The following is a 22972-nucleotide window of genomic DNA, read 5'->3' on the forward strand; positions in this document are numbered from 1 at the left end:
AGAGACGAATAACAGATGAGCTTACAAACGATGGGTAAGTCGGCAAAAGACGCCGCTTACCAACTGGCAATCACATCGACCGCGACGAAAAACCAGGCGTTAGCGATCATTGCCGATGAACTTGATGCACAGCAGGCGGCCATTTTAGCCGCAAACCAAATCGATCTTGCCGCCGCTCGCGAGGCACAGATGGATGCCGCGATGTTGGATAGACTCACACTGACCCCAGAACGTCTCACCAATATGGCAAAAGACGTTAGGCAAGTCATCGCATTAGCCGATCCTGTCGGTCAACAGTTCGATCATAAACTGCTCGAAAATGGCCTGTCATTATCCAAGCGACGTGAGCCTCTGGGCGTGATTGGTGTGATTTATGAAGCGCGTCCAAATGTCACCATCGATATTGCCGCGTTATGCTTGAAAACCGGCAATGCCAGTATTTTACGCGGTGGCAAAGAAACGTTCGCAACCAACCAGGTACTGGTGAATGTGATCCAAACTGGGTTAGAAAAAGCGGGCCTTCCGCTCGCGTCCGTTCAGTATATTGATAAGCCTGATCGCGCCCTCGTCTCTGAACTGCTGACCCTTGATGATTACGTCGATATGATTATTCCCCGTGGTGGGGCAGGGCTGCATAAGATGTGCAAGCAAAACAGTACCATTCCTGTCATTATCGGTGGTTTTGGTATTAGTCATCTGTATGTTGATCACAGTGCTGATCTTGATAGAGCGCCAGAGGTGATCCTCAATGCAAAAACAGATCGCCCATCAGCGTGCAATGCATTAGACACCTTGTTAGTGCATAAGGACGTAGCTGCGCAGTTGTTCTCGCGTTTAGTCACGCTGTTTAATCAACATAAGCTGAATGTTGTTGCCGCATCAAGTGCATTACCCTATCTGGATGGTGTTGAGCAGTTACGTGAAGCACAAACGGGTGACTTTGATACTGAGTGGCTAGGGCCGACACTGGGTGTGGCTGTTGTTGATGACGTGGATCAGGCGCTTGCGCACATGAGGATCCATAACGCGAGTCACTCCGATGCCATACTGACTAATGATTTACAATCGGCTGAAGCCTTTATCAACGGTGCCGGATCGGCGGCTGTGTATGTCAATGCATCAACGCGTTTTACCGATGGTGCGCAGTTTGGTCTTGGCGCTGAAGTGGCGGTATCCACTCAAAAGCTCCATGCCCGCGGTCCGATGGGACTCGAAGAGCTAACGACCTATAAATGGGTTGGTAAGGCTGATTACTTATCGCGCGTATAATGGCGAAAGTTAGTCAGTCATAACCGACTAGAAAATCCGCAAGTGCATTCAGCACTTGCGGCTTTTTCTTATTTACCATGTACCCACACAATAAGGCTATTTCACTTCAACGCCTTTTGCTTGCAAGTCTGCATGATAAGAGGAGCGAACAAACGGGCCACAGGCTGCATGTGTAAAGCCAAGCTCTAACGCGATTTCTTTTAATTCATCGAATTCTTCTGGTGGCACATAGCGCTCAACCGGCAAGTGGTGACGGCTTGGGGCGAGGTACTGTCCTAGCGTTAGCATTGTGACACCATGCGCACGTAAGTCTTTGAGCACCTCAACAATTTCTTCTTTGGTCTCACCGAGACCCATCATCAAGCCTGACTTGGTTGGTACGTTTGGATGCATTTCGCCAAACTTTTGCAACAGATCCAGTGACCACTGATAATTAGCACCGGGGCGCGCTTTTCGGTACAAACGCGGTGCCGTTTCAAGGTTGTGGTTGAACACATCGGGTGGATTGTCACGCAAAATATCGAGGGCTTTATCCATACGACCACGGAAGTCAGGGACCAGTGTCTCTATTTGAATATCAGGGTTAAGCGCACGGATCTCACGGGTGCAATCGACAAAATGCTGAGCGCCGCCGTCGCGGAGATCGTCACGATCCACCGAGGTGATCACCACATAACGTAGCTTCATGTCCTTGATAGTTTGTGCTAAATGCTTTGGCTCTTCACTGTCAGGGGCCACAGGGCGGCCATGGGCCACATCACAGAAAGGGCAACGACGTGTACAGATGGCACCCAGAATCATAAAGGTTGCCGTACCGTGGCTAAAGCACTCAGCCAAGTTAGGACACGACGCTTCCTCACACACCGAGTGGAGGTTATTTTTACGCATCGCGTCTTTAATTTCTTTTATACGCGCAGTTTCAGCCGGGAGCTTGATTTTCATCCAATCAGGCTTGCGCAGCACTTCTTTTTGCTCGGTCTGCATATTTTTGACCGGGATAAGCGCCATTTTATCGGCATCGCGGTATTTAACGCCGCGTTCCATCTGAATCGGTTTGCTCATAAATCGCTGCTTTCCGTTGTAAACTCAACCTGAGAGTAACCTAACTGTTGAGTTAAAGTGTCTACCAGCACAGGTTGGACGTCAGCGAGTGTGACGTGATCAACCTGATCGCTCAGTTGCGTCATGGCCATACCGGCATACCCACATGGGTTGATGCGCTGGAATGGTGATAAATCCATATTGATGTTTAGTGCCAATCCGTGGAATGAGCACCCGCGACGGATGCGGAGCCCAAGAGAACATATTTTTGCATCGTTAACGTAAACGCCAGGTGCATCGGGTCGCGCGTAAGCGTCGACGTGGAAGTGTGCCAGCGTGTCAACGACTAGATTTTCAATATGACTGACCAGTGCCCGCACACCGACTTTTTTTCTTTTAAGATTAATCAGGAAATAGGCAATCAGCTGACCGGGACCATGATAGGTGACTTGCCCCCCACGGTCTGATTGTACGACTGGAATGTCTCCCGGGACCAAAATATGTTCCGTTTTTCCCGCTTGCCCTTGGGTAAAAACGGGGTCATGTTCAACCAACCAGACCTCATCTTGGGTCTGTTCATCACGTGTGTCGGTGAAGTCACGCATCTGTTCCCAAACACGTGAATAAGGTTGACGGCCGAGGTGTCTCACAACGAGTTGGTGCTGCAAACCCATTTCCCATATTGTTGTCAGTGGCGATATTATAGAGCCTGGCGGCGTGATTAAAAGCCGCCAGTCGTGTGGGTATTTGAATTAAAGAACCATACGGACGATATCAATATCGCTGAGTTCTTTATAAAGCGTCTCAACTTGCTCAATGGAGGTCGCTTTAATGGTAATAGACACAGAGTGATAGTTGCCTTTTGCACTCGGTTTGACGGCGGGGCTATAGTCTCCCGGCGCATGGCGTTGAATAACGCTTAACACTTGATCCGGTAGCTCAGGTTTCGCTTGGCCCACGACCTTGTAGGTAAATTGGCAAGGAAACTCCAGCAGGTCTTTTAATTTTGGTTGCTCTTGCATGTAAACTCCTAACAGTATGTCTGTTAAGACACACGTTTGTGCGATTGATCACGATTAACGCGAAATACTAATCGGCTAAGAGTCAGAAAACAAGCCGCCCACGAGGTTGGAGGGCGGCGTAAAGTGGAGGTTATCCAAGTAAGTTTTTGAACATCATCACGATGTAGTCAATGAAACGGCTAAAGATACCGCCTTTTTCGACATCGTTGAGGGCAACCAGAGGATATTCAGCGATGTCTTCATCATCAACTTGATAGAACAACTTACCGACCACATCGCCCTGACTGATAGGCGCTTCGAGGGTTTGTTCTAAAACAAAGCTCGCTTTCAAATCGCGTGCTTTACCGCGAGGAAGAGTGACAAAGGTATCTTCGGTGACGCCAAGCGCGACTTCGTCTGTATCACCCATCCATACTTTCTCAGTGACAAAGGTTTCATTGGCCTTATGCGGTGCAACTGTTTCAAAGAAACGGAAACCATAGTTCAGCAGCTTTTTACTCTCAGCCTTACGGGCATTTGCACTCTTCGTCCCCATGACAACTGAAATAAGACGCATGTCGCCCTCAGTCGCTGACGTGACGAGGTTGTAACCGGCCCCATCAGTGTGGCCCGTTTTAATGCCATCGACATTCAGGCTTTTATCCCAGAGCAAGCCATTACGGTTGTATTGAGTAATGCCGTTGTAGGTAAAGGCTTTTTCTTTGTATATCCGATACTCTTCTGGCACATCACGAATCAGCGCTTGGCTGAGTAACGCCATATCATAGGGAGTGGTATACAAATTTTGAGAGTCTAAACCATGCACATTAGAAAAATGCGAGCTGTTCATGCCCAAGCTTTCGCCCCAGCGGTTCATCAAATCGACAAAGGCGTCTTCCGAGCCCGCAACATGTTCTGCCATCGCCACACAGGCATCATTACCGGATTGGATGATGATACCGCGGTTTAGATCGGCCGCTTTGACCGTGGTGCCGACCTCGATAAACATTTTTGACGATTCAGGGTAATTTTTTGCCCAAGCGTTTTCGCTAATGACAACATCATCATCCATTGAAATGTTACCACGCTCGACTTCTTGGCCGATGACGTAGCTGGTCATCATTTTGGTTAAGCTGGCTGGATTGAGGCGCTCATGAGCATTATATTCTGCCAACACTTTGCCAGAGTGGTAATCCATGAGCACATATCCTTTAGCCGCAATTTGCGGTGCATCAGGGACGACAGCGGGCGCGGCTTGGACAGTCGCTGTGGTGAGCACAACCGCGGAAAGCAGCGCGCGTATGCGAAAAACGGTTTTATTCATCATTGTTAGTACTTTTGTCGGTTATCGATGTCGATACTGTATTTGTCACTATACCAAATTGCGTAGAGAGCGACAGGCTCGATTTCTTTAACTTATTGATTATCTATTTTGGCACTTGTTACCGATGAGTCAGTACTCACAAGTGCCTCGGTCACGATAAAGGCGCCCGGCAATTGGTGCTGTTTTGCTGTGCGCATCGCTTGTTGTGCTTGGCCACGGTCGTAAAACGGACCAAAACGTACGCGATAAACTTGGTCACGGCGCGCGATATGGGTAGGTAGACCATGGCTTTTTGCTAATTGTTCCGCGGTTTGATTAGCTTTTAAACCATCTGAAAGCGCCGCCAGTTGAACATAATAGGCATGGTGCCGGGCGGAGTGCCACTCATCTTCCTTGGGTTTTCCAGGGGAGATAAGCCGCAGTGAGACAGGCGCAGTCCCTGTTTTTAACACGCCCAACTTCTTCGCGGCGGCATAGCTAAGATCAATCACGCGTTGATTGTGAAAAGGGCCGCGGTCATTGACACGTACGACCGCTTTTTTGCCATTGTTTTGGTTAGTGACTTCGACATAGCTCGGCAAGGGCAAGGTTTTGTGCGCCGCAGACATGGAGTACATGTCGTAGACCTCGCCATTAGAGGTGCGATGGCCGTGAAACTTCTCTCCATACCAGGAGGCAATTCCTGCTTCTTGATACCCTTTTGGCTTACGTAAAATCTTGTATGACTGCCCGTTTAACGTGTAATCCTTATTACCTGCGAGGCTATAAGGCTCATATTTAGGGTGTGCGTCCTCAACGTGAATGGTTTGTGGGACCCGATCTGGGGCTTTGTCATTATGCATATCGTAGCGCCCTTGCTGATTGCTACAGGCGCTGAATAAAAGGGAAGTAATAACAACAAGAATAGCTCGCATGTTTATGCCCTGGATAACATTTTACGGTGAGTATGAATGGACATGAGAATACCAAAACCGGCCATGAGCGTGACCATTGAGGTGCCACCATAGCTGATTAAAGGTAAGGGTACCCCAACCACAGGTAAAATACCGCTGACCATGCCAATGTTGACAAAAACATAAACAAAAAAGCTCAACACAATACTGCCCGCCATCATACGGCCAAAGGCGGTTTGTGCTCGACTTGCCAACATTAACCCTCGCCCAATCAAAAACACATATAAAGCCAGTAGCACGCAAACACCTACTAACCCCCATTCTTCGGCGATGACGGCAAAAATAAAATCAGTATGGCGTTCAGGGAGAAAATCGAGCTGCGATTGTGTTCCATGGAGCCAGCCTTTACCGGTTAAACCGCCCGAGCCTATCGCGATCTTAGATTGTATAATGTGATAGCCGGCACCGAGCGGATCCGATTCAGGATTAAACAAGGTAAGCACCCGTGTTCGTTGGTAATCGTGCATCAGGAAAAACCAAAGTATTGGTATAAAGCTGGCAAGCGCGACGACAGCAGCGGTGATGATTTTCCAACTGATACCGGCTAGGAACAACACGAATATACCGGATGCGGCGATCAATATAGAGGTCCCTAAATCGGGTTGTTTGGCAATCATGAGTGTAGGGACCAACAACAAGAATAGCGCGATCAGCAAAGAAGATATTTTTGGGGGGAGGGGATCTTTACCAATAAAGCGAGCCAGCATTAAAGGCACCGCCAATTTAATGATTTCTGAAGGCTGGAAGGTAACAAAACCCAGATCAAGCCAGCGTTGTGCCCCTTTGGCGGTTTCTCCGACGAATAATACCGCCGCCAATAACACCACGCCTACGGCATATAAATAGGGTGACCAAAACTCATAGTGGCGAGGAGGAACTTGGGCGAGTGCAAACATGACGGCAAGTGCCAGCGTCATGCGAATGGCTTGGCGTTCCATCATCGCCAGGCTTTGCCCGCTTGCGCTATACATGACCACCAGCCCGAAGCCCATTAGTAACAAAATACCAATCAGCATGGGCAAATCGAGATGTAAGCGGTCAAACAAAGAGCGTTTGGTGCTGGCTTGAGCTAACGAACTCATTATTTTTCCTCCTCCGTCTCTTTGTCTTCCACGAGAATATGATCGAAGATACGGCGCGCGATCGGCGCACCATTGCTTGACCCGCCACCGGCATTTTCTAACACCATAGATACCGCGACTTCGGGATTTTCAAAAGGCGCGAACCCCATAAATAGCGCATGATCGCGCAGATGTTCGGCGATTTCATCGGCGTTATACTCTTCGTTTTCGCCTAGGCCAAAGACCTGAGCGGTGCCCGATTTTCCTCCCGATAGATACTCCGCGGAGCGGAAAGCACGACGCGCTGTCCCTTTACGCCCATGATTAACCAATTGCATGCCTTTTAGTCCCACATCCCAATACTTGTCCTCTACCCCTTTTATCGGTGGAAATGGCTCAGCCTTCGGTTTGTGTTCACCCATTTCATCGCGGGTTTTCATTAATAGTTTTGGGGCTCTCACTTCGCCACGGTTAAGCAACACCGTAAGTGCTTTAACAATCTGCATGGGGGTCGCCGTCCAGTAGCCTTGTCCAATACCAACCGGAATGGTGTCACCCTTGTACCAAGGTTGCCGATAGCGGCTCATTTTCCATTCTCGGTTAGGCATATTGGCACTGCTCTCTTCTTGAATATCAATGCCTGTGTATTGACCAAACCCGAATCGACCCATCCATGATGATAATTTATCAATCCCCATGTCGTAGGCGATTTGATAGAAAAACGTATCAACCGATTCTTCAATCGATTGAACAATATTAACGCGGCCATGGCCCCAGGGGCGCCAGTCACGGAATGGACGGGTGTCTGAATTAGGGATGCGCCAATAACCAGGGTCATTGCGGGTGGTCTGGGTCGTGATCACGCCTTCTTCCAACGCAGAGACAGCGATAAAAGGCTTCACCGTTGAGGCGGGGGGATAAATGCCTAGGGTCGCCCGATTCACCAGTGGGCGATCTTTATTATTGAGTAATTGCTGATACTGTTTACTCGAAATGCCGTGGACGAATAAGTTCGGATCATAGCTTGGGGTCGATACCATGGCCAATACCCCGGAGGTATCAGGATCAACCACCACCACTGCACCACGGCGCTCGCCAAGAATATCGCGCACGTACAGCTGCAAATCAATATCGAGGTTGAGGATCAAGTCTTTACCGGGCTCAGGGGGAACGTATTTAAGTGTCCGGATCACACGACCTCGGCTATTCACCTCGACTTCCTGATAGCCGGCTTTTCCGTGTAACTCGGGCTCATAATATTTTTCTATCCCGAGTTTGCCAATGTCACGCGTCGCTCGGTAGTTATTGAGCACGTCTTTTTGTCGCAACTTGGCAATATCGCGATCATTAATTCTTGCGACATAACCCAGCACGTGTGTCAACGCATCGCCATATGGGTAATGACGTTTTAGATAGGCTTTGATTTCAACCCCGGTAAATTGATGCTGGTGGGCGGAAAAAATCGCGACCTCTTTGTCAGTCAGTTGTGTTTTGAGTGCCACGGCATTAAAACGGCGAGAGCGGCGACGTTCTTGTTGAAAACGTGCAATATCTTTGTCATCCAGCGACAACAAGCGTTTAAGCTTGGCCAAGGTTGCCGACATATCATCGACTTGCTCGGGAGTCACTTCTAAATGATAAACCGGGCGGTTTTCAGCCAGCAGTTTTCCATGGCGGTCATAAATGAGGCCACGGTTAGGCGCGACAGGGACCACTTTAATACGATTATCATTCGAGCGAGTTTGGTAGTCTTGATGCTCGGTTACTTGAATATGATAAAGGTTGGTGAGCAACGCTCCAACAAGCGCCATAATGCCGACAAAAGAGACAATAGCGCGGCGCACAAATAACGCAGCCTCGGTACTGTGGTCTCGGATTTCAACTCGTTGGCGCTTCATCTGTCGTTATTCTCGATGATAAGGATGGTTGGTGGTGAGACTCCAAGCGCGATACAGGCTCTCCGCCATGATGACGCGAACCAGTGGGTGTGGCAGGGTCAGAGGCGAAAGTGACCAGCTTTGCTCAGCGGCTGCTTTACAGTCGGGGGCCAATCCTTCTGGGCCACCAATTAAAATGGCGACATCGCGCCCATCTAGTTTCCACTTCTCGAGTTGACTGGCTAATTGCGGCGTATTCCAAGGCTTGCCGGGAATATCTAAGGTAACGATACGACTGCCTCGATTCACCGCAGCGAGCATGGCTTCGCCTTCTTTTTGTAAAATGCGGGTAATGTCTGCATTTTTACCGCGTTTACCGGCAGGCACTTCAACCAGCTCAAGCGGCATGTCTTTTGGAAAGCGGCGCTGATACTCATCAAAGCCTTGTTGTACCCACTTGGGCATTTTATTGCCGACTGCAATCAACTGGATTTTCATGGATTAATTCCAGAGTTTTTCCAGTTGATAAAGTTGGCGTTGTTCTTCTTGCATGACGTGAACCATGACGTCGCCTAAATCGACAACGACCCACTCACTGTCATCTTTGCCTTCTGTCCCCATGGCACCAATATCAGCCGCTTGAGCTTGCTCACAAACGTGCTCGGCAATTGAAGCCACATGGCGGCGCGAGTTGCCTGTACAAAGCACCAAAAAGTCAGTAATACAGGATTTATCTCGCACGTCTAGCGTCACGATATCGCTGGCTTTTAACTCATCGACTTTGTCGGCGACAAACTGTTTTAATTCGGTAGCTTGCAAAGAGAACCTCGATGTATGTGCTGATTATATTCAGTGGCAGTATATCACTTGGCAGCCCTTTGGACACGCTAGGGCGCCAGAGGTTCGGCGGGTTGGCACATAAGTGCACAAAAATAGTGCAGGTTAGGCCAAGGGTCACTGCCAAAATCGGTTTTTAACTGTATCTCTAACTCAGCGAGCTGGCGCAGTAATGAGGCGAGACGCACTTTGTTTAGCCGATTGAGTGCTGCGGTGATCATGGGTCTGCGCGCTTGCCAAACACGCAACTGATCGAATAGCACGTTGAGTGGTCGCCCTTGTTGCCCTTGCTCTTGGATTGTATAGAGTTGTTTGAGTTCTTTTTGGATCAAACGTAGTAACAAGGTGGGCTCTTCGCCTTCGGCATGCAGTTGTTCGATAATACGCTGCGCGCGATTAGCCTTACCGGCAAGTAGCGCATCGGTCAGTTGGAAAGGGGTGAAGTGATGATGCCGCGACAACGCACTCTCAATCCGAGGTAAGGTAAGGGCACCATCGGGATAAAGTAAGTGGAGGATTTGTAAACTTTGCACCAGCGCGAGTAAGTTGCCTTCATGCCATTGGGCAAGCAACTGCAGCGCGGGTTGATCGGGTTGTAGCCCGAGATGGCGGCAGCGCTGTTCAATAAAACGGGGCAAGTGACGTGCATCTGGGGTTTGGCAAACTACATACAAGGCTTGCTTTGCCAACGTGGTAAACCACTTGGCACTTTCTTGCTTTTTATTGAGCCGCTCGCCTTGAACGAGCAAGAGAATATCAGGATGGAGGTAGCTGGCAAGCTCGGTCAGTTGCTTGGCTTGGGCGCTGCTCAGGCCATTTTCAGGACAGGTCAATTCAATAATCTGCCGAGAAGAAAACAAACTGAGGGCTTGGCAGCAGTCAAACACCTCTTGCCAATCTAATTGGGCATCAATCATAAACTTATGATGCTCTTCAAAGCCTTGTGAGCGTGCCGTGTGGCAAATGGCATCACGAGACTCGAGCTTTAACAAAGGATCGGTGCCAAAGACTAAGTAAGTTTGACGCAGTGGCTGATTAAGCTGCTGCGCCAATTGTTCTGGATAGGCTCTCATCATTGCGCGGGCTGTGTTTCAGTTTGACGCGTTTCGATGATCACATTGGGCTCAGTGGGCGTCTCTCCCTGCTCGAGTTGTTCTAATGCCGCTTGTTCCGCTTGCTGACGCTCAAATGCGGCGATATCCCCTTTGAGTTGAGACAGTTGACGCATAATTTGACGGGTCGCCTCGGTACGCATTTCTGCGACTAACTTATTTTGCTCGACTGACTTGGCTAACGCGGTCAGTGGGTTATCGAGAAAGTTACGGCTCAAGGTTGTATTGTAGGTGTAGCTACCTTTCTCCGGCACGGTGACACGATAACGTGCAACATAGCGAAACTCTTTCTCTGCTACTCGGCTGTTTTGATAGAGTGACAAAGTTTGTGCACTATCACTTTCGCTAAGCAACTCGATATTCGCCACGTCGTCAGAGGGTGACACCATCTGAACGTTATGTTGACGCAAAGCGTTGCGCATTTGGCGAGTCAGCTCCCCATAGGGATCAAAACTCGTCAATGACACTTTGTCTACCTCATCGGGCAAATTATAGCTGCCACGCAAGGCAAACCCGCAAGACGCGATGGTCAGTGAGACCATCGCGACGAGCAGGGAGCGAAGCACAGTGTTAAACAGATCCACTCCATCGCTCCTTGTTAGTTAGCAACAATATTAACCAGTTTCCCTGGTACATAAATGACTTTGCGAACCGTTTTACCGTCGGTAAATTTGACCACGTTTTCGTCTGACATGGCTTGTGCTTCAACGGCTTCTTTCTCGGCGTCGGCGGCCACGGTGATCTTGGCACGTAGCTTACCGTTCACTTGCACAATGATTAGCTTTTCCTCCTCGACCAAGGCCGCTTTATCGGCTTGCGGCCAATCGGCACTGTCGATATCGGTTTCGCCCAGGGCCTGCCAAAGCGTAAAGCAGATGTGCGGGGTGATGGGATATAGCATCAATACCACGGCTTTGAGTGCTTCGTCTAACACAGCACGGTCTTGTTCATTGTCCTGTGGCGCTTTAACCAAGCGATTCATCAGCTCCATGATCGCGGCAATGGCGGTGTTGAACGTCTGACGACGGCCCATGTCATCACTGACTTTGGCGATGGCTTTGTGCACATCACGGCGCAAGGCTTTTTGATCATTATTGAGCGTATCGACTGCCAGCGCAGTAACGTCGCCTTTGTGGGTATGCTCATAGACCAGTTTCCAAACACGGCGTAAGAAACGGTGTGAACCTTCCACGCCAGACTCTTGCCATTCCAACGTCATATCCGCCGGTGCGGCAAACATCATAAAGAGACGCATGGTATCGGCACCGTATTTTTCCACCATTAATTGGGGATCAATGCCGTTGTTCTTCGACTTTGACATCTTAGTCATGCCAGCGTGAGAAACCACATTGCCTTCGCTATCGACCGCATGAATAATTTGCCCTTTGGTGTCCCGTTCAACGGTCACATCAGTCGGCGAGACCCAAACACGTACCCCTTTTTCGTCGGTGTAATAAAATGCATCAGCGAGCACCATACCCTGACAGAGTAACTGCTTGAATGGCTCGTCGCTATCGACCATATTTTCATCGCGCAATAGTTTATGGAAAAAGCGCGAATACAACAGGTGCATACAAGCGTGCTCAATGCCACCGATATACTGATCGACCGGTAGCCAATAATTGGCGGCGCTTGGGTCGAGCATTTGATCCGCTTGCGGTGAGCAATAACGTGCGTAGTACCACGACGACTCCATAAAGGTATCGAAAGTGTCGGTTTCACGCAGCGCTGGCTTACCTTGATATTGCGTTTGTGCCCATTGCTTGTCAGCTTTGATAGGGCTTTGTACACCGTCCATCACCACATCTTCTGGCAGGATGACGGGCAGCTGCTCAGCTGGGACGGGCACGACCTCACCGTCTTCGGTATTCAGCATCGGAATTGGCGCACCCCAATAACGCTGACGAGAGACGCCCCAATCACGTAAACGGAAATTAACCGTTTTCTTGCCTTTACCTAGCGATTCAAGCTTGCTCGCAATCGCATCGAAGGCCGCGTTAAAATCTAACCCGTCAAACTCACCCGAGTTAAACAGCTTACCTTTTTCGGTATACGCTTGTTCTGACAAATCGGGCGCATGGCCGTTTTCATCGAGGATCACCGGCTCGATATCCAGCGCGTACTTATGAGCAAATTCGAAGTCGCGTTGGTCGTGAGCAGGCACCGCCATCACGGCGCCAGTGCCGTAATCCATCAATACAAAGTTAGCGACAAAGATAGGGACACGACGCCCGTTCAATGGGTGCGTGGCATACAAACCGGTCGCCATGCCTTTTTTCTCCATGGTCGCCAGCTCGGCTTCGGCAACTTTGGTGTTACGGCACTCTTGTACGAATTCAGCGAGGGCAGGGTTGTCTTTGGCCGCCGCCTCCGCGAGGGGGTGACCGGCGGCAATCCCCACGTAAGTGACGCCCATCAGCGTATCTGGACGCGTGGTGTAGACGTCGAGTGCGGGGTGATCGCCTTCAACATCAAACGTCAGCTCAACACCTTCTGAGCGACCAATCCAGTTACGCTGCATGGTTTTTACCATGTCTGGCCAGCCGTCCAGTTTGTCGATGTCTTGCAGCAACTCTTCTGCGTAATCGGTGATTTTAATAAACCACTGCGGGATTTCTTTTTGCTCAACCGGCGTATCGCAGCGCCAGCAGCAACCTTCGTGAACTTGCTCATTGGCGAGCACGGTCTGATCGTTGGGACACCAGTTCACTGATGAGGTCTTTTTATAAACCAGCCCCTTGTTGTAGAGCGTGGTAAAGAAGTCTTGCTCCCAGCGGTAGTAATCGGGACTACAGGTGGCGACTTCACGGCTCCAGTCGTAGCCAAAGCCCAGTATTTTTAGCTGGCCTTTCATGTAATCAATGTTTTCGTAAGTCCAAGGCGCGGGCGCGGTTTTGTTTTTGATCGCAGCGCCTTCGGCAGGAAGGCCAAACGCATCCCAACCAATCGGCTGCATCACATTCTTGCCTTGCAGTCGCTGATAACGGGAAATGACATCACCGATGGTGTAGTTACGGACATGCCCCATGTGCAGTCGGCCACTTGGGTAAGGAAACATAGAAAGACAGTAGAATTTTTCTTTGTTAGGGTCTTCATGAACCACAAAGGTTTTATTGTCATCCCAATGGGCTTGAACTTTTTGTTCAATATCTTGCGGGCTATATTGTTCTTGCATCGATGGCTTCCGAGATTCTGTGAGAAAGGTAAAACCTGAAAGAGAAATATCAGCATAGAATAACGAAAGGCAGAGACCGCAACAACACTTGAATCAGGACAGGACCATGAATAAAGAGAAAGAACCCCAACAAAGTATCATCGAGCGGGTAAAAGAGGCGTTAGAAAACAGCCCCGAGGCACTGTCTCATTGGGTGACCTTGTCTGATCAATACCTCAAAGCCGCGGCCGATCTGACCAAAGATGAATGGGCCTTGATCGAGGCATACTTTAAACGTGATGTGAAAGCGTTCGGTGAACAGTACGATAAATCTCAAACCGAAGAGATTGATAGTCAGGTGTTTAACGATCTGATTGCTAACTCGATTTGGGAGCAATTGGCAGAGATCACCGACCGTACGCAGCTAGAGTGGCGTGAAATGTTCGATGATCTTCAACATCATGGCGTTTATGAAGCAGGTGAAATCGTCGGACTGGGCGTGTTGCAATGTGAACAGTGCCATCATCAAACGCGGCACAGCCGGGTCGATGTGATTGCACCGTGTACGCAATGTGATCATCGCTACTTTTCCCGCCGCCCTTATCCGGTGTAAGCCAAGTGCTAGCGCTTGGCTTTTGCGTTTGGTTTTACAGCGCGGGTCGGTCTATCCGTGACCAAAGGTGCCTAAGAGGCGTCGTCGCGACCTTCAAAGCGCTGGCGTTCCTCTTTTTCTACTTGAGAAAGCCGTGGCAGCTTTAGACCTTGTGATTGCCCCATCCAACGGGCAAAGACAATATTACAAGCAAATGCCGCGGTGACGAAGACGAGCTCTGCAGCAGCCATCCACCGTTCGCCTTCATCGACATAGAGAATGGTAAGGGCGTGTAAAAAATAGAACATCAAAATAAAATTGGCCCATGCATGGGTAAACGCTTTACCTTTGATGATCCCTGGTAAAGGGAGCAGCAAAGGGATTGTCCAGCCGATGGTCACCGCCCATGCATTCAAGTGAGGATGGGGCGATAAGTAAGCATGCCACGCGACCACCCAAGCAATGAGGCCAAGGTTACTCAGCAAAGACAATTTGCGCATGAAGGCGAGCCGATGATCTGTCACGATTCTATCCTTTTACTTAGATGGTGGTGAAAAGTGTGGGCAAAACGCGCCAAGCGTTGGCCTAATGTTTTTGCGATTTGCTTTTCGTCGGCCATTAAAGGGTGATGTGGCTCCGCAATACTGGATGCACCGTAAGGGGAACCGCCGCCTTCCGTTGTATGAAGCGCACGCTCGCTGTGTGGAACACCGACTAACATCATGCCATGATGAAGTAAGGGGATGGTCATCGTGAGCAGCGTGGTTTCTTGGCCACCATGAAGCATTGATCCGGCGCCAAAGACCGCGGCAGGTTTATCAATTAAGGCACCCGATAACCATTCGCCACTGGTACTATCGATAAATTGCTTCAATGGCGCGGCCATATTGCCAAAACGTACCGGACTGCCGAGCGCGAGGCCATGGCAATCTAATAGATCCTGACGGGTGACAAAGGGATCGTTTGGCGAGACGTCCGGTATTTTGCCATCGGCATAAGCAGGCAGCTCGGGCACAGTTCGCAACACCGCCTCAACGCCTTGCGCTTCAATACCGCGTGCGACTTGTTGAGCAAGCTTACGTGTATTACCTGAACGGCTGTAATAAAGCACGAGAACTTGTGTCATTGAACGAATACCAATACATTTTCGGGTGGGCGGCCGATGACCGCTTTGTCGCCTTGAACGGCAATGGGACGTTCAATCAGTTTTGGGTGATTAACCATTGCCTCCAACAATTGCGCTTCTTCTACCGAAGCATCGCCCAAATTGGCCGCTTTGTAATCCGCTTCTTTGGTGCGCATCATGTCGCGAAATGATGCCATGCCCAGCTGTCGCTTTAACTCACGGAGCGTAGCGGCAGATAATGGCGTCTCTAAATATTTAACGATTGTCGGCGTGACGCCCTCTGACTCAAGCAGCTTGAGGGTTTCTCGACTTTTTGAGCAACGTGGATTGTGGTACAGAGTAATGGGGCTCACAACATCTATCCTTTTTAAGTTGAGTTAACGATCACTGAGCGCTTTAAAGCGTGCCTGCTGATGGCGTAATTGATCGATACGTGCATCATAACGTGCTTGTACCAAGCTGCCTAACTCAGCCAGTTGAGCGGCTTGGGTATAGTTACGAATGGCTTTGCTCCATTGACCGCGCAGCGCGTAGCGCTCTCCTTGAGCAGCTAATTCGCCGTCACGGTGTGTGCCAGTGCTTTCGTACGCTTGTTGTAACAAAAACCATCCGTTGCTGTCATCGGCATGCTGGTGAGTGTAGCGCTCTAATGCCTTGATCGCTTCACCGCCACGCTTGGCTTTTACCAAGGTGTAAGCGTGATTAAGCAACAATACGCGATTGTTAGGCTGCTGGTTCAAGGCTTGGTTCAGGCGGGATAAGGCGCTGTCATACTGCTTTTCGCCAATCTCTAAGTCGGTCATCGCGTCAATATAAAAACGATTATTGGGTTGAGCTTTAATGAGGGGCGCCAGCTTCTCACGCGCTTGTTGATAGCGCTTTGCATCAATATCCAACAGTGCCATGCCGTAATCAAGGCTATGTTTTTCCGCTGGCGATGCTGCTTTGTGACGCCGTTCAAACCAGTCCATGGCGGAACGATCAGCGATACCGCTATATCGTGCAACGATCCGCGCTCGTGCGAGTTGGTAATCGGGAGAGTCGGGCACGCTTTTTTGAGGATACTCGCGCGCACGCGCGCGTGAGTCTGTGATCCGAGACGCGGGTAATGGGTGAGTGCTGAAATACTCCGGCATTTGACTAGCGTAGCGGTACTCATCGGCTAACCGAGAGAAAAAGCGTGGCATCGCCTCAACATCGAAATCCGCGCGAGCGAGGGTTTCAATTCCGATGCGGTCGGCCTCTTCTTCGTTACGGCGGGTAAAGTTTATTTGGCTTTGCATACTCCCCGCCGTTGCTGCATGAGCTGCGGCAATGCCTGCTTCAGGCGCTGCAATCGCGAGCATTAAAGAGCCAACTAAAGCGGCAACCGTCAGAGGCGAGGTTTGTGCCTGCGCTTCCATGCTGCGCGCAAGGTGGCGTTGGGTTACGTGCGCGATTTCGTGCGCCATCACAGATGCCAGTTCGCTTTCTGTCTTGGCATGCAGGAAAAGCCCAGAATGCATGGCTATATACCCGCCAAAAAAGGCAAACGCATTGATCGCTTGATTATCAATCAAAATAAACTGGAAGGGCGTGCGGACATCGTTGGCGTTCGCCACTAACCGATGCCCGAGGGCGTTAACATATTCACTGAGTAAAGGATCATCAATAATGGGTTTGCTGGCTCGTAGCATTCGCATATAAGCATCACCAAACTCTTTTTCTTTTGCCACCGACAGCGTACTCGCGGCAGCGGTGCCAATGTTAGGCAAGTCACTTTGATATGACTCGACGTTTGCTGACACAGGCGCACTGACCAGTGTCCCTGCAAGCGCATAGGCGACGAGGCGGCGAGCCGTTTTTCCTCTCCAAAAGCAAGATGCACGTGGCGGCATAAGTGTCATTACCTTTTAAAATACGCAAGTGTACTTAAGTACAGACCGATAAAACCTGTCTGGGTTTCGTTGGCGTTCTATCTAATGTCCATTACAATACCAACGATAATACCGACCGGTGAGACAGAATGGAATGTCAAACTCTTGATTTACGAGCACATGTTTGCCCAATGGCCCTGCTACTCGCCAAGCGTGCAGCAGCGTCGTTGCGTGCCGGCGAGCAGTTAGTGATTTTACTGGGCGATCAAGGCGCGAAAAACGATATTCCAACCTATTTTACTCGTGAAGGATTTACCATTGCTTGGTTAGATACGCCAGCCTCGCGTTTACACGTCACAAAACAATAACGAGCCTGATATGTTTGAATTGTTACATCGCTGGTATCGGCGACGCTTTTCCGACCCACACGCGGTCAGCCTAGTGCTGATTCTTTTGGTCGGTTTTGTCACCATCTATTTTTTCGGTAACTTATTGGCGCCCTTACTCGTGGCCATTGTCATGGCGTATCTACTCGATTGGCCGGTCAATCGTCTTAGTCGACTGGGGCTGCCTCGCACATTATCGGTTTTGGTGGTGATCGCCTTATTTGCCAGCTTCACATTCATGGCGTTGTTTGGCTTGGTACCGACGATTTGGAATCAAGGGGTAAGCCTAGTCGCCGATGTGCCGAACATGTTTAATAACATGCAGATGCTGATGATGAGCTTACCCGAGCGGTATCCAGGATTAATTAATCCGCATATGGTGAACACACTGGTCGATACCTTGCAGTTTAAAGTCCTCAGTATCGGGGAAACTTTGGTGAGGGGATCGTTATCATCGCTGGTGAACATCGTGGCGCTAGCGGTCTATTTGATTTTGGTCCCGCTCTTGGTTTTCTTCTTACTGAAAGATAAAACGCAAATGTTGGCGATGTTTAAAGGATTATTGCCGCGTAACCGCCGCCTTGCCTCTCGGGTTGGTCATGAGATGAACCAACAGATATCGAATTACATTCGCGGGAAAGTGACCGAGATTATTATTGTCGGTATCACCAGCTATCTGACTTTCATGTTACTTGATCTCCGCTATGCCGTGTTGCTAAGTGTCGCCACCGGCTTTTCTGTCCTTGTTCCCTATATCGGGGCGGCCATTGTTACGGTGCCGATAGCGATCGTGGCCCTTTTCCAATGGGGACTTGAGCCCGGGTTTTGGTATGTGATGATTGCTTACGGCGTGATTCAAACCCTTGACGGTAACGTCCTTGTGCCGGTGCTTTTCTCGGAAGCGGTCAATTTACACCCGGTGGCACTCATCATAGCCGTACTGGTTTTCGGTGGACTCTGGGGCTTTTGGGGGGTATTTTTTGCCATTCCATTGGCGACGTTAGTGAAAGCGGTATGGCAAGCATTGCCTGAAATTGAGCTCGATGATGATCCAAAAAAAGACGTAGAGTGATCCATCTTGTTTTCAGGCTCCTAAGTAAAGGAGCTGAGCGGCACGAGCACAGGCTTTACCGTGATCAGTTTGGCCCACAGAAGTAGTAATGAAAAACAGGGTTGGCATGGTACAAAACAGGCAAGAACATACGCATTTAGAGGGGTTCCGCGTCGCTGTGATCGGTGGCGGCGTGGCGGGCACGACAGCGGCCATGCGACTGGCTGAACGTGGTATTGATACCCAGGTGTTTGAAGCGGGAACCGGGCTAGTCAGTGGCCCACCTATCTGTCATCTTCATGCGGGCGGCAATTTGTATCGAGAAATCTCGCTCGATCAGTGCTTAACCTTACTGGACCAGTCCGTTGCGACCGTACGCATGTATCCGCACTCTGTAAATCGCCGCCCAACGGTGTTGGCGGTGCCAGAGCAAGACCCAGGATCGTTAGATAGTGTGATTGCTCGATTAGAAACCTTGCGCGAGCGTTATGCGCAATTGGTCGAGCTTGATAGCGCCAACAAAGTGATGGGCGAACCTGCTGATTATTTCCGCCTGTATCAGCAATCAGACCTTGAAGCGCTGAAAGCAAAAGATTATCGCAGTATAACCGATTCGGCTGATCAGTGGATGTGGCCGGTTGCGCAGTCACTGGATCTCAGTGCGATGAAGTATCCGTTGGTATTGGTGCAAGAATACGGGCTGAGTGTATTTCGCCTCGCCGCTGAAGCGCAATTGACGCTTGCCGACGTACCGCATTGCCAACTCAACTTTAATCATAAGGTCGTGGATACGCAGCAGACAGCGTCGGGTTGGCAAGTGACATATCAAGATAAGGCAGGCCAATCGCACACCACCGAGGTTGACTATCTGATTAATGCGGCGGGGTTTCGCACCGGGACCATTGATGATATGGCGGGCTTCGGGCGTCAGCGTCTGGTTGAGTACAAGGCAGCGTACGTCGCCCACTGGACGTCGACGGCGTACCAATGGCCAGAAATTATTGTTCATGGCCAGCGAGGCACGCCACAAGGTATGGCACAACTGACGCCTTATCCTGATGGTTTCTTTCAACTGCACGGCATGACGCAAGACGTGACCCTCTTTGAGCGTGGCTTGGTGAAAAGTTCAGTGCAATCGGCGCAACCGAATGTCGACGCGCGCTATGTTAAAAACATCGATCAAGGTTGGGACTGGGATCAAGTGTGCCAGCGCACGGACCGTGCCATCGAACATTTTGCTCAATGGCTGCCTGAATTTAAGCAGGCCGAAGTCGGAGGAAAACCCTTGTGTGGCGCGCAACAAATTCCCGGTGAGGACCCGTCGCTGCGGGCGTCGGATGTATCTTTCGATGGTGAGCGCTACGCGCGGATGGAAATCGTGAAAGCCTCCTCGGCGCTGACGGCGATAAACAAAGTCCTGACGCAATTTGAAGATGCCGGCTGGATTTCGCCAACCTCTCATTACGTCATGACGCGCCCGTCGACCGCTAAGATTGTCAGCGCTGCGTGTGAATTTGCGGTACAGCGTGGTTATCCAGAAGCATTGGCAAAGCCTGTGGGCTAAGTGAACCCATGGTCATCGTTTGAAAAAAGCGCACGATTCATCGTGCGCTTTTTTGTTAACAGGCAGGATAAGGCGCCGTCCTAGGCTTGGTTCAGGAAGTCCAATACCACTTGGTGATGATCTTTGGTCTTAAACTTATTGAACACATGTTCAATTTTGCCATCTTTGCCGACCAAAAAGCTGAGGCGATGAATGCCGTCATATTCTTTCCCCATGAACTTCTTGGGTCCCCAGACGCCAAATGCATCCGCAACCGCATGATCTTCGTCGCTCAGTAGGGTGAAATTGAGTTCATCGCGCGCGACAAAGCGGGCGATCTTTTTGACGGGATCCGGGCTGATACCTAACACCACGGTATCCAGCGCGTCGAGCTCGGCCTTAGTATCACGCAAAGAGCAGGCTTGTGTGGTGCAGCCTGGTGTCATTGCTTTGGGGTAAAAATACACGAGGACGCGTTTTTCGCCTTGAAACTGGCTAAGCGTGACGGTGTCGCCATTTTGATCTTGCAATGAAAAATCAGGCGCTTGAGCGCCTTCCGTTAATGTTTGCATGCGCTGCGTTTCCTTTTTTGTCGGTAAACCGAATTCACGATGATAGAGGGTGTTCGAGATTACGCAAGTTTTTGATATTACGATCACGCTCTTGACAGTGTTTGACCTTTTATTGACGCTAACGAGACGCTGATTCAATGATAAAATCTCAAACTTGAATGTAGCGGTAAGAAATGTCGAATAAGACACGCCAGCGCGCAGGGTTATTCTTGTGTTTACCCAGCGCCAAAAGTAACATTGCAAGCATCACCAATAAGGGAGACGAACATGGTTTCTGGAAGCATAGTGGCGCTCGTCACACCAATGGATGCACATGGCGAGGTGGATTACGTTAGCCTGAAAAAACTGGTCGAGTTTCATATCCAAGCGGGCACAGATGCGATTGTCGCAGTTGGCACAACGGGTGAGTCGTCGACAGTAACCGTGGATGAGCACATTAAAGTGGTCCTAAAGACCTTGGAGTTCGCGGATGGGCGGATTCCCGTCATTGCAGGTACGGGAGCAAATGCCACCCACGAAGCGATCACTTTCAGTAAAATGTTTGCCGGGTCGGGCGTAGCCGCTTGTTTGAGTGTGACCCCTTATTATAACAAGCCGACGCAAGAAGGCTTATTCCAGCATTATAAAGCCATTGCCGAAGCGACCGACTTACCTCAGATTCTCTATAATGTCCCCGGTCGTACTGCCGTAGATATTCAGCCTGAAACGGTGGCGCGCTTAGCGACCTTTGACAATATTATCGGCCTAAAAGATGCCACTGCCGATGTCAGTCGTGTCGCCATTCATCGGGAACTTTGTGGCGATGACTTCCTCTTATTTAGTGGTGATGATTTAACAGGGCTAGATTTTGTCCTTGCTGGTGGACATGGCGTGATTTCGGTCACTAACAATGTTGCCGCTGCGGCAATGGCCAAAATGATTCAATTGGCGCGCGCCGGTGAAGCAGACCAAGCGCATGCAATCAACGAGACGCTGATCCCTTTACATCGTCACCTTTTTGACGAAGCCAATCCGATCCCTGTGAAGTGGGCAGTCCGAGAAATGGGATTGATTGCGGATGGCCATCTTCGTCTGCCATTAACCGAATTAAGCGAGCATTTGCGTCCCGATGTCCGAGAGGCCATGCAGGTTGCGGGTGTTGTTTAAGCCGTTGGAGTGTCAATGAAACCAGTATTTAAGCTCGGCCTTTGTGCCATCATGGTCACCGGACTGGTGGCCTGTAGTGGTGGCGCCGAGCAACGCCGTCAAGCCAAAGATGATTTTAGCTACTTGCAAACGACCCCGCTGTCGCAGTGGCAAACCTTGCCGGATCAAGCGCCTTACTTTTCCACCAATTATCAGATCCCTGAGCAAGACTTTAAGGGCGAAATCGGCAAAAATGTCGACATTCGTCCGCCGCGTCAAGTGCTTGATTTAGTGCCAGGGGCGCGTATTGAGCGTGACAGTCGTGGAATAACCGTCGCGGTTGCCAATGAGCAGCAGCTTACCCAATTATGGGAAACCGTTGAACGTCTGGCGAACGATAAGACCATTCCTGTTGAGACACAAGCCGCAGATCAAATTGACACCGGCTGGATCGCTTGGGAAAAAGAAGGCAGTGCTCATCAGGCTCGGTTCCGCCTATCACGACTCGAACAAGGGCGGCGATTTGCACTGGGCGTCAATATGATTGATTCACGCGCCAAGGCCAGTGATGAACCTTTGACGCCGGCAGAGCAGGAACGCTATAACACCTTAATGACCAATCTGATTACGGTGAGCCATGATGCAGCATTACGTGCAGAGGCGCGCCGTTTAGCTACGCAACGTCAGTCAGATATTCCGATGAGTTTTGGTACTGATCGAAGTGGCTTGCCAGTGATTATTGCGCGTGCTCCGTATGATGTCGTATGGGAAAAACTTCCTGAGATGATTAAACCGCTCGGATTTACGGTAGAAAGCCGCAACCAATCGCAAGGTACGGTGAAAACGCGTCACGTTGCGCCGAATGATGAGCGTTGGCAAGCCCTTGGGGTTGAACCTATCTCGCTGCCGGACAATAGCTACACACTATTGTTAGGGGATTTAGGCAACCGCACCTCAATCAATGTGACCGACAGTGATGGAAAGCCGGTTAAAAAAGCAACGTTAGAAGCGCTTAGCCCAGCGCTGAAAGCGGCCATTGCGCAGCTTCGCCAGGCTACATCGCAGTAATCTTATAGGGACGCCAGACAGCGT

Annotated in this window: 24 protein-coding genes; 7 read left to right on the forward strand and 17 right to left on the reverse strand. The window is 50.1% G+C overall.

All coding sequences use genetic code 11. The features are described from left to right. The first annotated feature begins 15 nt into the window (after positions 1-15). Positions 16-1269, forward strand: a complete 1254-nt coding sequence (locus BZG77_RS09815) for a glutamate-5-semialdehyde dehydrogenase (RefSeq protein WP_077647104.1) — start codon at positions 16-18, stop codon at positions 1267-1269. Positions 1270-1365: 96 nt separating this feature from the next. On the opposite strand, the gene lipA is transcribed toward BZG77_RS09815, so the two are convergent. The 12 genes from lipA to leuS all read right to left on the reverse strand — a co-directional run bounded on the left by lipA (position 1366) and on the right by leuS (position 13650). Continuing rightward, positions 1366-2331: a lipoyl synthase gene (lipA, locus tag BZG77_RS09820; protein WP_077647105.1), complete on the reverse strand. Its 966-nt coding sequence runs from the start codon at positions 2329-2331 to the stop codon at positions 1366-1368. After that, positions 2328-2984 (reverse strand): lipoyl(octanoyl) transferase LipB, encoded by a 657-nt coding sequence (gene lipB, locus BZG77_RS09825; protein WP_037367580.1) that lies wholly within the window; start codon positions 2982-2984, stop codon positions 2328-2330. Before lipB ends, lipA begins: the two co-directional genes overlap by 4 nt. Before the next feature lie 78 nt (positions 2985-3062). Next, positions 3063-3332, reverse strand: a complete 270-nt coding sequence (ybeD, locus tag BZG77_RS09830; protein WP_025744456.1) for a DUF493 family protein YbeD — start codon at positions 3330-3332, stop codon at positions 3063-3065. A gap of 130 nt (positions 3333-3462) precedes the next feature. Then, the gene (locus tag BZG77_RS09835) at positions 3463-4635 is read right to left on the reverse strand and encodes a serine hydrolase (RefSeq protein WP_077647129.1); all 1173 of its coding nucleotides are present in this window, start codon (positions 4633-4635) and stop codon (positions 3463-3465) included. A 92-nt stretch (positions 4636-4727) separates the two neighbouring features. Beyond that, positions 4728-5549 (reverse strand): septal ring lytic transglycosylase RlpA family protein, encoded by an 822-nt coding sequence (locus tag BZG77_RS09840; protein ID WP_077647106.1) that lies wholly within the window; start codon positions 5547-5549, stop codon positions 4728-4730. Between the two features lie 2 nt (positions 5550-5551). Beyond that, positions 5552-6670 carry a rod shape-determining protein RodA gene (rodA, locus tag BZG77_RS09845; protein ID WP_077647107.1) on the reverse strand — a complete coding sequence of 373 codons (1119 nt, stop codon included), beginning with the start codon at positions 6668-6670 and terminating at the stop codon, positions 5552-5554. Beyond that, positions 6670-8547, reverse strand: coding sequence for a penicillin-binding protein 2 (mrdA, locus tag BZG77_RS09850; RefSeq protein WP_077647108.1), 1878 nt, complete (start codon positions 8545-8547; stop codon positions 6670-6672). Before mrdA ends, rodA begins: the two co-directional genes overlap by 1 nt. A gap of 6 nt (positions 8548-8553) precedes the next feature. Beyond that, complete coding sequence (gene rlmH, locus BZG77_RS09855) at positions 8554-9024, reverse strand: 23S rRNA (pseudouridine(1915)-N(3))-methyltransferase RlmH (RefSeq protein WP_077647109.1); 471 nt, start codon at positions 9022-9024, stop codon at positions 8554-8556. Between the two features lie 3 nt (positions 9025-9027). Further along, positions 9028-9345 (reverse strand): ribosome silencing factor, encoded by a 318-nt coding sequence (rsfS, locus tag BZG77_RS09860; RefSeq protein ID WP_077461616.1) that lies wholly within the window; start codon positions 9343-9345, stop codon positions 9028-9030. A gap of 68 nt (positions 9346-9413) precedes the next feature. Continuing rightward, positions 9414-10436, reverse strand: a complete 1023-nt coding sequence (holA, locus tag BZG77_RS09865) for a DNA polymerase III subunit delta (protein ID WP_077647130.1) — start codon at positions 10434-10436, stop codon at positions 9414-9416. Then, a complete protein-coding gene (locus tag BZG77_RS09870; protein ID WP_077647110.1) occupies positions 10436-11059 on the reverse strand; it encodes an LPS-assembly lipoprotein LptE in 624 nt (207 codons plus the stop codon). The genes holA and BZG77_RS09870 overlap by 1 nt, the downstream gene beginning before the upstream one ends. 14 nt (positions 11060-11073) lie before the next feature. Beyond that, on the reverse strand, positions 11074-13650 hold the full coding sequence (gene leuS / locus BZG77_RS09875; RefSeq protein WP_077647111.1) for a leucine--tRNA ligase: 2577 nt from the start codon (positions 13648-13650) through the stop codon (positions 11074-11076). A 106-nt stretch (positions 13651-13756) separates the two neighbouring features. On the opposite strand from leuS, the gene BZG77_RS09880 reads away from it, so the two are divergent. Further along, the gene (locus BZG77_RS09880; protein WP_077647112.1) at positions 13757-14242 is read left to right on the forward strand and encodes a zinc ribbon-containing protein; all 486 of its coding nucleotides are present in this window, start codon (positions 13757-13759) and stop codon (positions 14240-14242) included. 71 nt (positions 14243-14313) lie between these two features. On the opposite strand, the gene BZG77_RS09885 is transcribed toward BZG77_RS09880, so the two are convergent. The 4 genes from BZG77_RS09885 to BZG77_RS09900 are packed head-to-tail and all read right to left on the reverse strand — an operon-like array spanning position 14314 to position 17224. After that, complete coding sequence (locus BZG77_RS09885; RefSeq protein WP_051503281.1) at positions 14314-14721, reverse strand: DUF2069 domain-containing protein; 408 nt, start codon at positions 14719-14721, stop codon at positions 14314-14316. A gap of 20 nt (positions 14722-14741) precedes the next feature. Next, complete coding sequence (gene wrbA / locus BZG77_RS09890) at positions 14742-15347, reverse strand: NAD(P)H:quinone oxidoreductase (protein ID WP_077647113.1); 606 nt, start codon at positions 15345-15347, stop codon at positions 14742-14744. Beyond that, positions 15344-15700, reverse strand: coding sequence for an arsenate reductase (glutaredoxin) (gene arsC, locus BZG77_RS09895; RefSeq protein ID WP_077647114.1), 357 nt, complete (start codon positions 15698-15700; stop codon positions 15344-15346). The genes wrbA and arsC overlap by 4 nt, the downstream gene beginning before the upstream one ends. A gap of 24 nt (positions 15701-15724) precedes the next feature. Next, complete coding sequence (locus tag BZG77_RS09900) at positions 15725-17224, reverse strand: beta-barrel assembly-enhancing protease (protein ID WP_077647115.1); 1500 nt, start codon at positions 17222-17224, stop codon at positions 15725-15727. A 128-nt stretch (positions 17225-17352) separates the two neighbouring features. Here BZG77_RS09900 and BZG77_RS09905 point away from each other — a divergent pair, with 128 nt between their 5' ends. From BZG77_RS09905 to BZG77_RS09915, 3 genes are all read left to right on the forward strand, one after another. Then, positions 17353-17571, forward strand: a complete 219-nt coding sequence (locus BZG77_RS09905) for a sulfurtransferase TusA family protein (RefSeq protein WP_025744467.1) — start codon at positions 17353-17355, stop codon at positions 17569-17571. 10 nt (positions 17572-17581) lie between these two features. Further along, complete coding sequence (locus BZG77_RS09910; RefSeq protein WP_077647116.1) at positions 17582-18661, forward strand: AI-2E family transporter; 1080 nt, start codon at positions 17582-17584, stop codon at positions 18659-18661. A gap of 88 nt (positions 18662-18749) precedes the next feature. Continuing rightward, positions 18750-20204, forward strand: coding sequence for an FAD-dependent oxidoreductase (locus BZG77_RS09915; RefSeq protein ID WP_025744468.1), 1455 nt, complete (start codon positions 18750-18752; stop codon positions 20202-20204). An 80-nt stretch (positions 20205-20284) separates the two neighbouring features. Here the strand turns inward: BZG77_RS09915 and bcp are convergent, their stop codons facing one another. Continuing rightward, a complete protein-coding gene (bcp, locus tag BZG77_RS09920) occupies positions 20285-20755 on the reverse strand; it encodes a thioredoxin-dependent thiol peroxidase (RefSeq protein WP_077647117.1) in 471 nt (156 codons plus the stop codon). Positions 20756-21022: 267 nt separating this feature from the next. Here bcp and dapA point away from each other — a divergent pair, with 267 nt between their 5' ends. Both dapA and bamC read left to right on the forward strand, forming a co-directional pair. Continuing rightward, positions 21023-21901, forward strand: coding sequence for a 4-hydroxy-tetrahydrodipicolinate synthase (dapA, locus tag BZG77_RS09925; RefSeq protein WP_025744469.1), 879 nt, complete (start codon positions 21023-21025; stop codon positions 21899-21901). Between the two features lie 15 nt (positions 21902-21916). After that, positions 21917-22948 (forward strand): outer membrane protein assembly factor BamC, encoded by a 1032-nt coding sequence (gene bamC, locus BZG77_RS09930; protein WP_077647118.1) that lies wholly within the window; start codon positions 21917-21919, stop codon positions 22946-22948. The last annotated feature ends 24 nt before the right edge of the window (positions 22949-22972 follow it).

It is taken from the genome of Salinivibrio sp. IB643 (assembly GCF_001996105.1).
GTDB lineage: Bacteria > Pseudomonadota > Gammaproteobacteria > Enterobacterales > Vibrionaceae > Salinivibrio > Salinivibrio costicola.

Coding starts and splice junctions, on each gene's coding strand:
- BZG77_RS09815 (WP_077647104.1), top strand. CDS start 16: ATGAGCTTACAAACGATGGGTAAGTCGGCAAAAGACGCCGCTTACCAA.
- lipA (WP_077647105.1), bottom strand. CDS start 2,331: ATGAGCAAACCGATTCAGATGGAACGCGGCGTTAAATACCGCGATGCC.
- lipB (WP_037367580.1), bottom strand. CDS start 2,984: ATGGGTTTGCAGCACCAACTCGTTGTGAGACACCTCGGCCGTCAACCT.
- ybeD (WP_025744456.1), bottom strand. CDS start 3,332: ATGCAAGAGCAACCAAAATTAAAAGACCTGCTGGAGTTTCCTTGCCAA.
- BZG77_RS09835 (WP_077647129.1), bottom strand. CDS start 4,635: ATGAATAAAACCGTTTTTCGCATACGCGCGCTGCTTTCCGCGGTTGTG.
- BZG77_RS09840 (WP_077647106.1), bottom strand. CDS start 5,549: ATGCGAGCTATTCTTGTTGTTATTACTTCCCTTTTATTCAGCGCCTGT.
- rodA (WP_077647107.1), bottom strand. CDS start 6,670: ATGAGTTCGTTAGCTCAAGCCAGCACCAAACGCTCTTTGTTTGACCGC.
- mrdA (WP_077647108.1), bottom strand. CDS start 8,547: ATGAAGCGCCAACGAGTTGAAATCCGAGACCACAGTACCGAGGCTGCG.
- rlmH (WP_077647109.1), bottom strand. CDS start 9,024: ATGAAAATCCAGTTGATTGCAGTCGGCAATAAAATGCCCAAGTGGGTA.
- holA (WP_077647130.1), bottom strand. CDS start 10,436: ATGAGAGCCTATCCAGAACAATTGGCGCAGCAGCTTAATCAGCCACTG.
- leuS (WP_077647111.1), bottom strand. CDS start 13,650: ATGCAAGAACAATATAGCCCGCAAGATATTGAACAAAAAGTTCAAGCC.
- BZG77_RS09880 (WP_077647112.1), top strand. CDS start 13,757: ATGAATAAAGAGAAAGAACCCCAACAAAGTATCATCGAGCGGGTAAAA.
- BZG77_RS09885 (WP_051503281.1), bottom strand. CDS start 14,721: ATGCGCAAATTGTCTTTGCTGAGTAACCTTGGCCTCATTGCTTGGGTG.
- wrbA (WP_077647113.1), bottom strand. CDS start 15,347: ATGACACAAGTTCTCGTGCTTTATTACAGCCGTTCAGGTAATACACGT.
- BZG77_RS09900 (WP_077647115.1), bottom strand. CDS start 17,224: ATGCCGCCACGTGCATCTTGCTTTTGGAGAGGAAAAACGGCTCGCCGC.
- BZG77_RS09905 (WP_025744467.1), top strand. CDS start 17,353: ATGGAATGTCAAACTCTTGATTTACGAGCACATGTTTGCCCAATGGCC.
- BZG77_RS09910 (WP_077647116.1), top strand. CDS start 17,582: ATGTTTGAATTGTTACATCGCTGGTATCGGCGACGCTTTTCCGACCCA.
- BZG77_RS09915 (WP_025744468.1), top strand. CDS start 18,750: ATGAAAAACAGGGTTGGCATGGTACAAAACAGGCAAGAACATACGCAT.
- bcp (WP_077647117.1), bottom strand. CDS start 20,755: ATGCAAACATTAACGGAAGGCGCTCAAGCGCCTGATTTTTCATTGCAA.
- dapA (WP_025744469.1), top strand. CDS start 21,023: ATGGTTTCTGGAAGCATAGTGGCGCTCGTCACACCAATGGATGCACAT.
- bamC (WP_077647118.1), top strand. CDS start 21,917: ATGAAACCAGTATTTAAGCTCGGCCTTTGTGCCATCATGGTCACCGGA.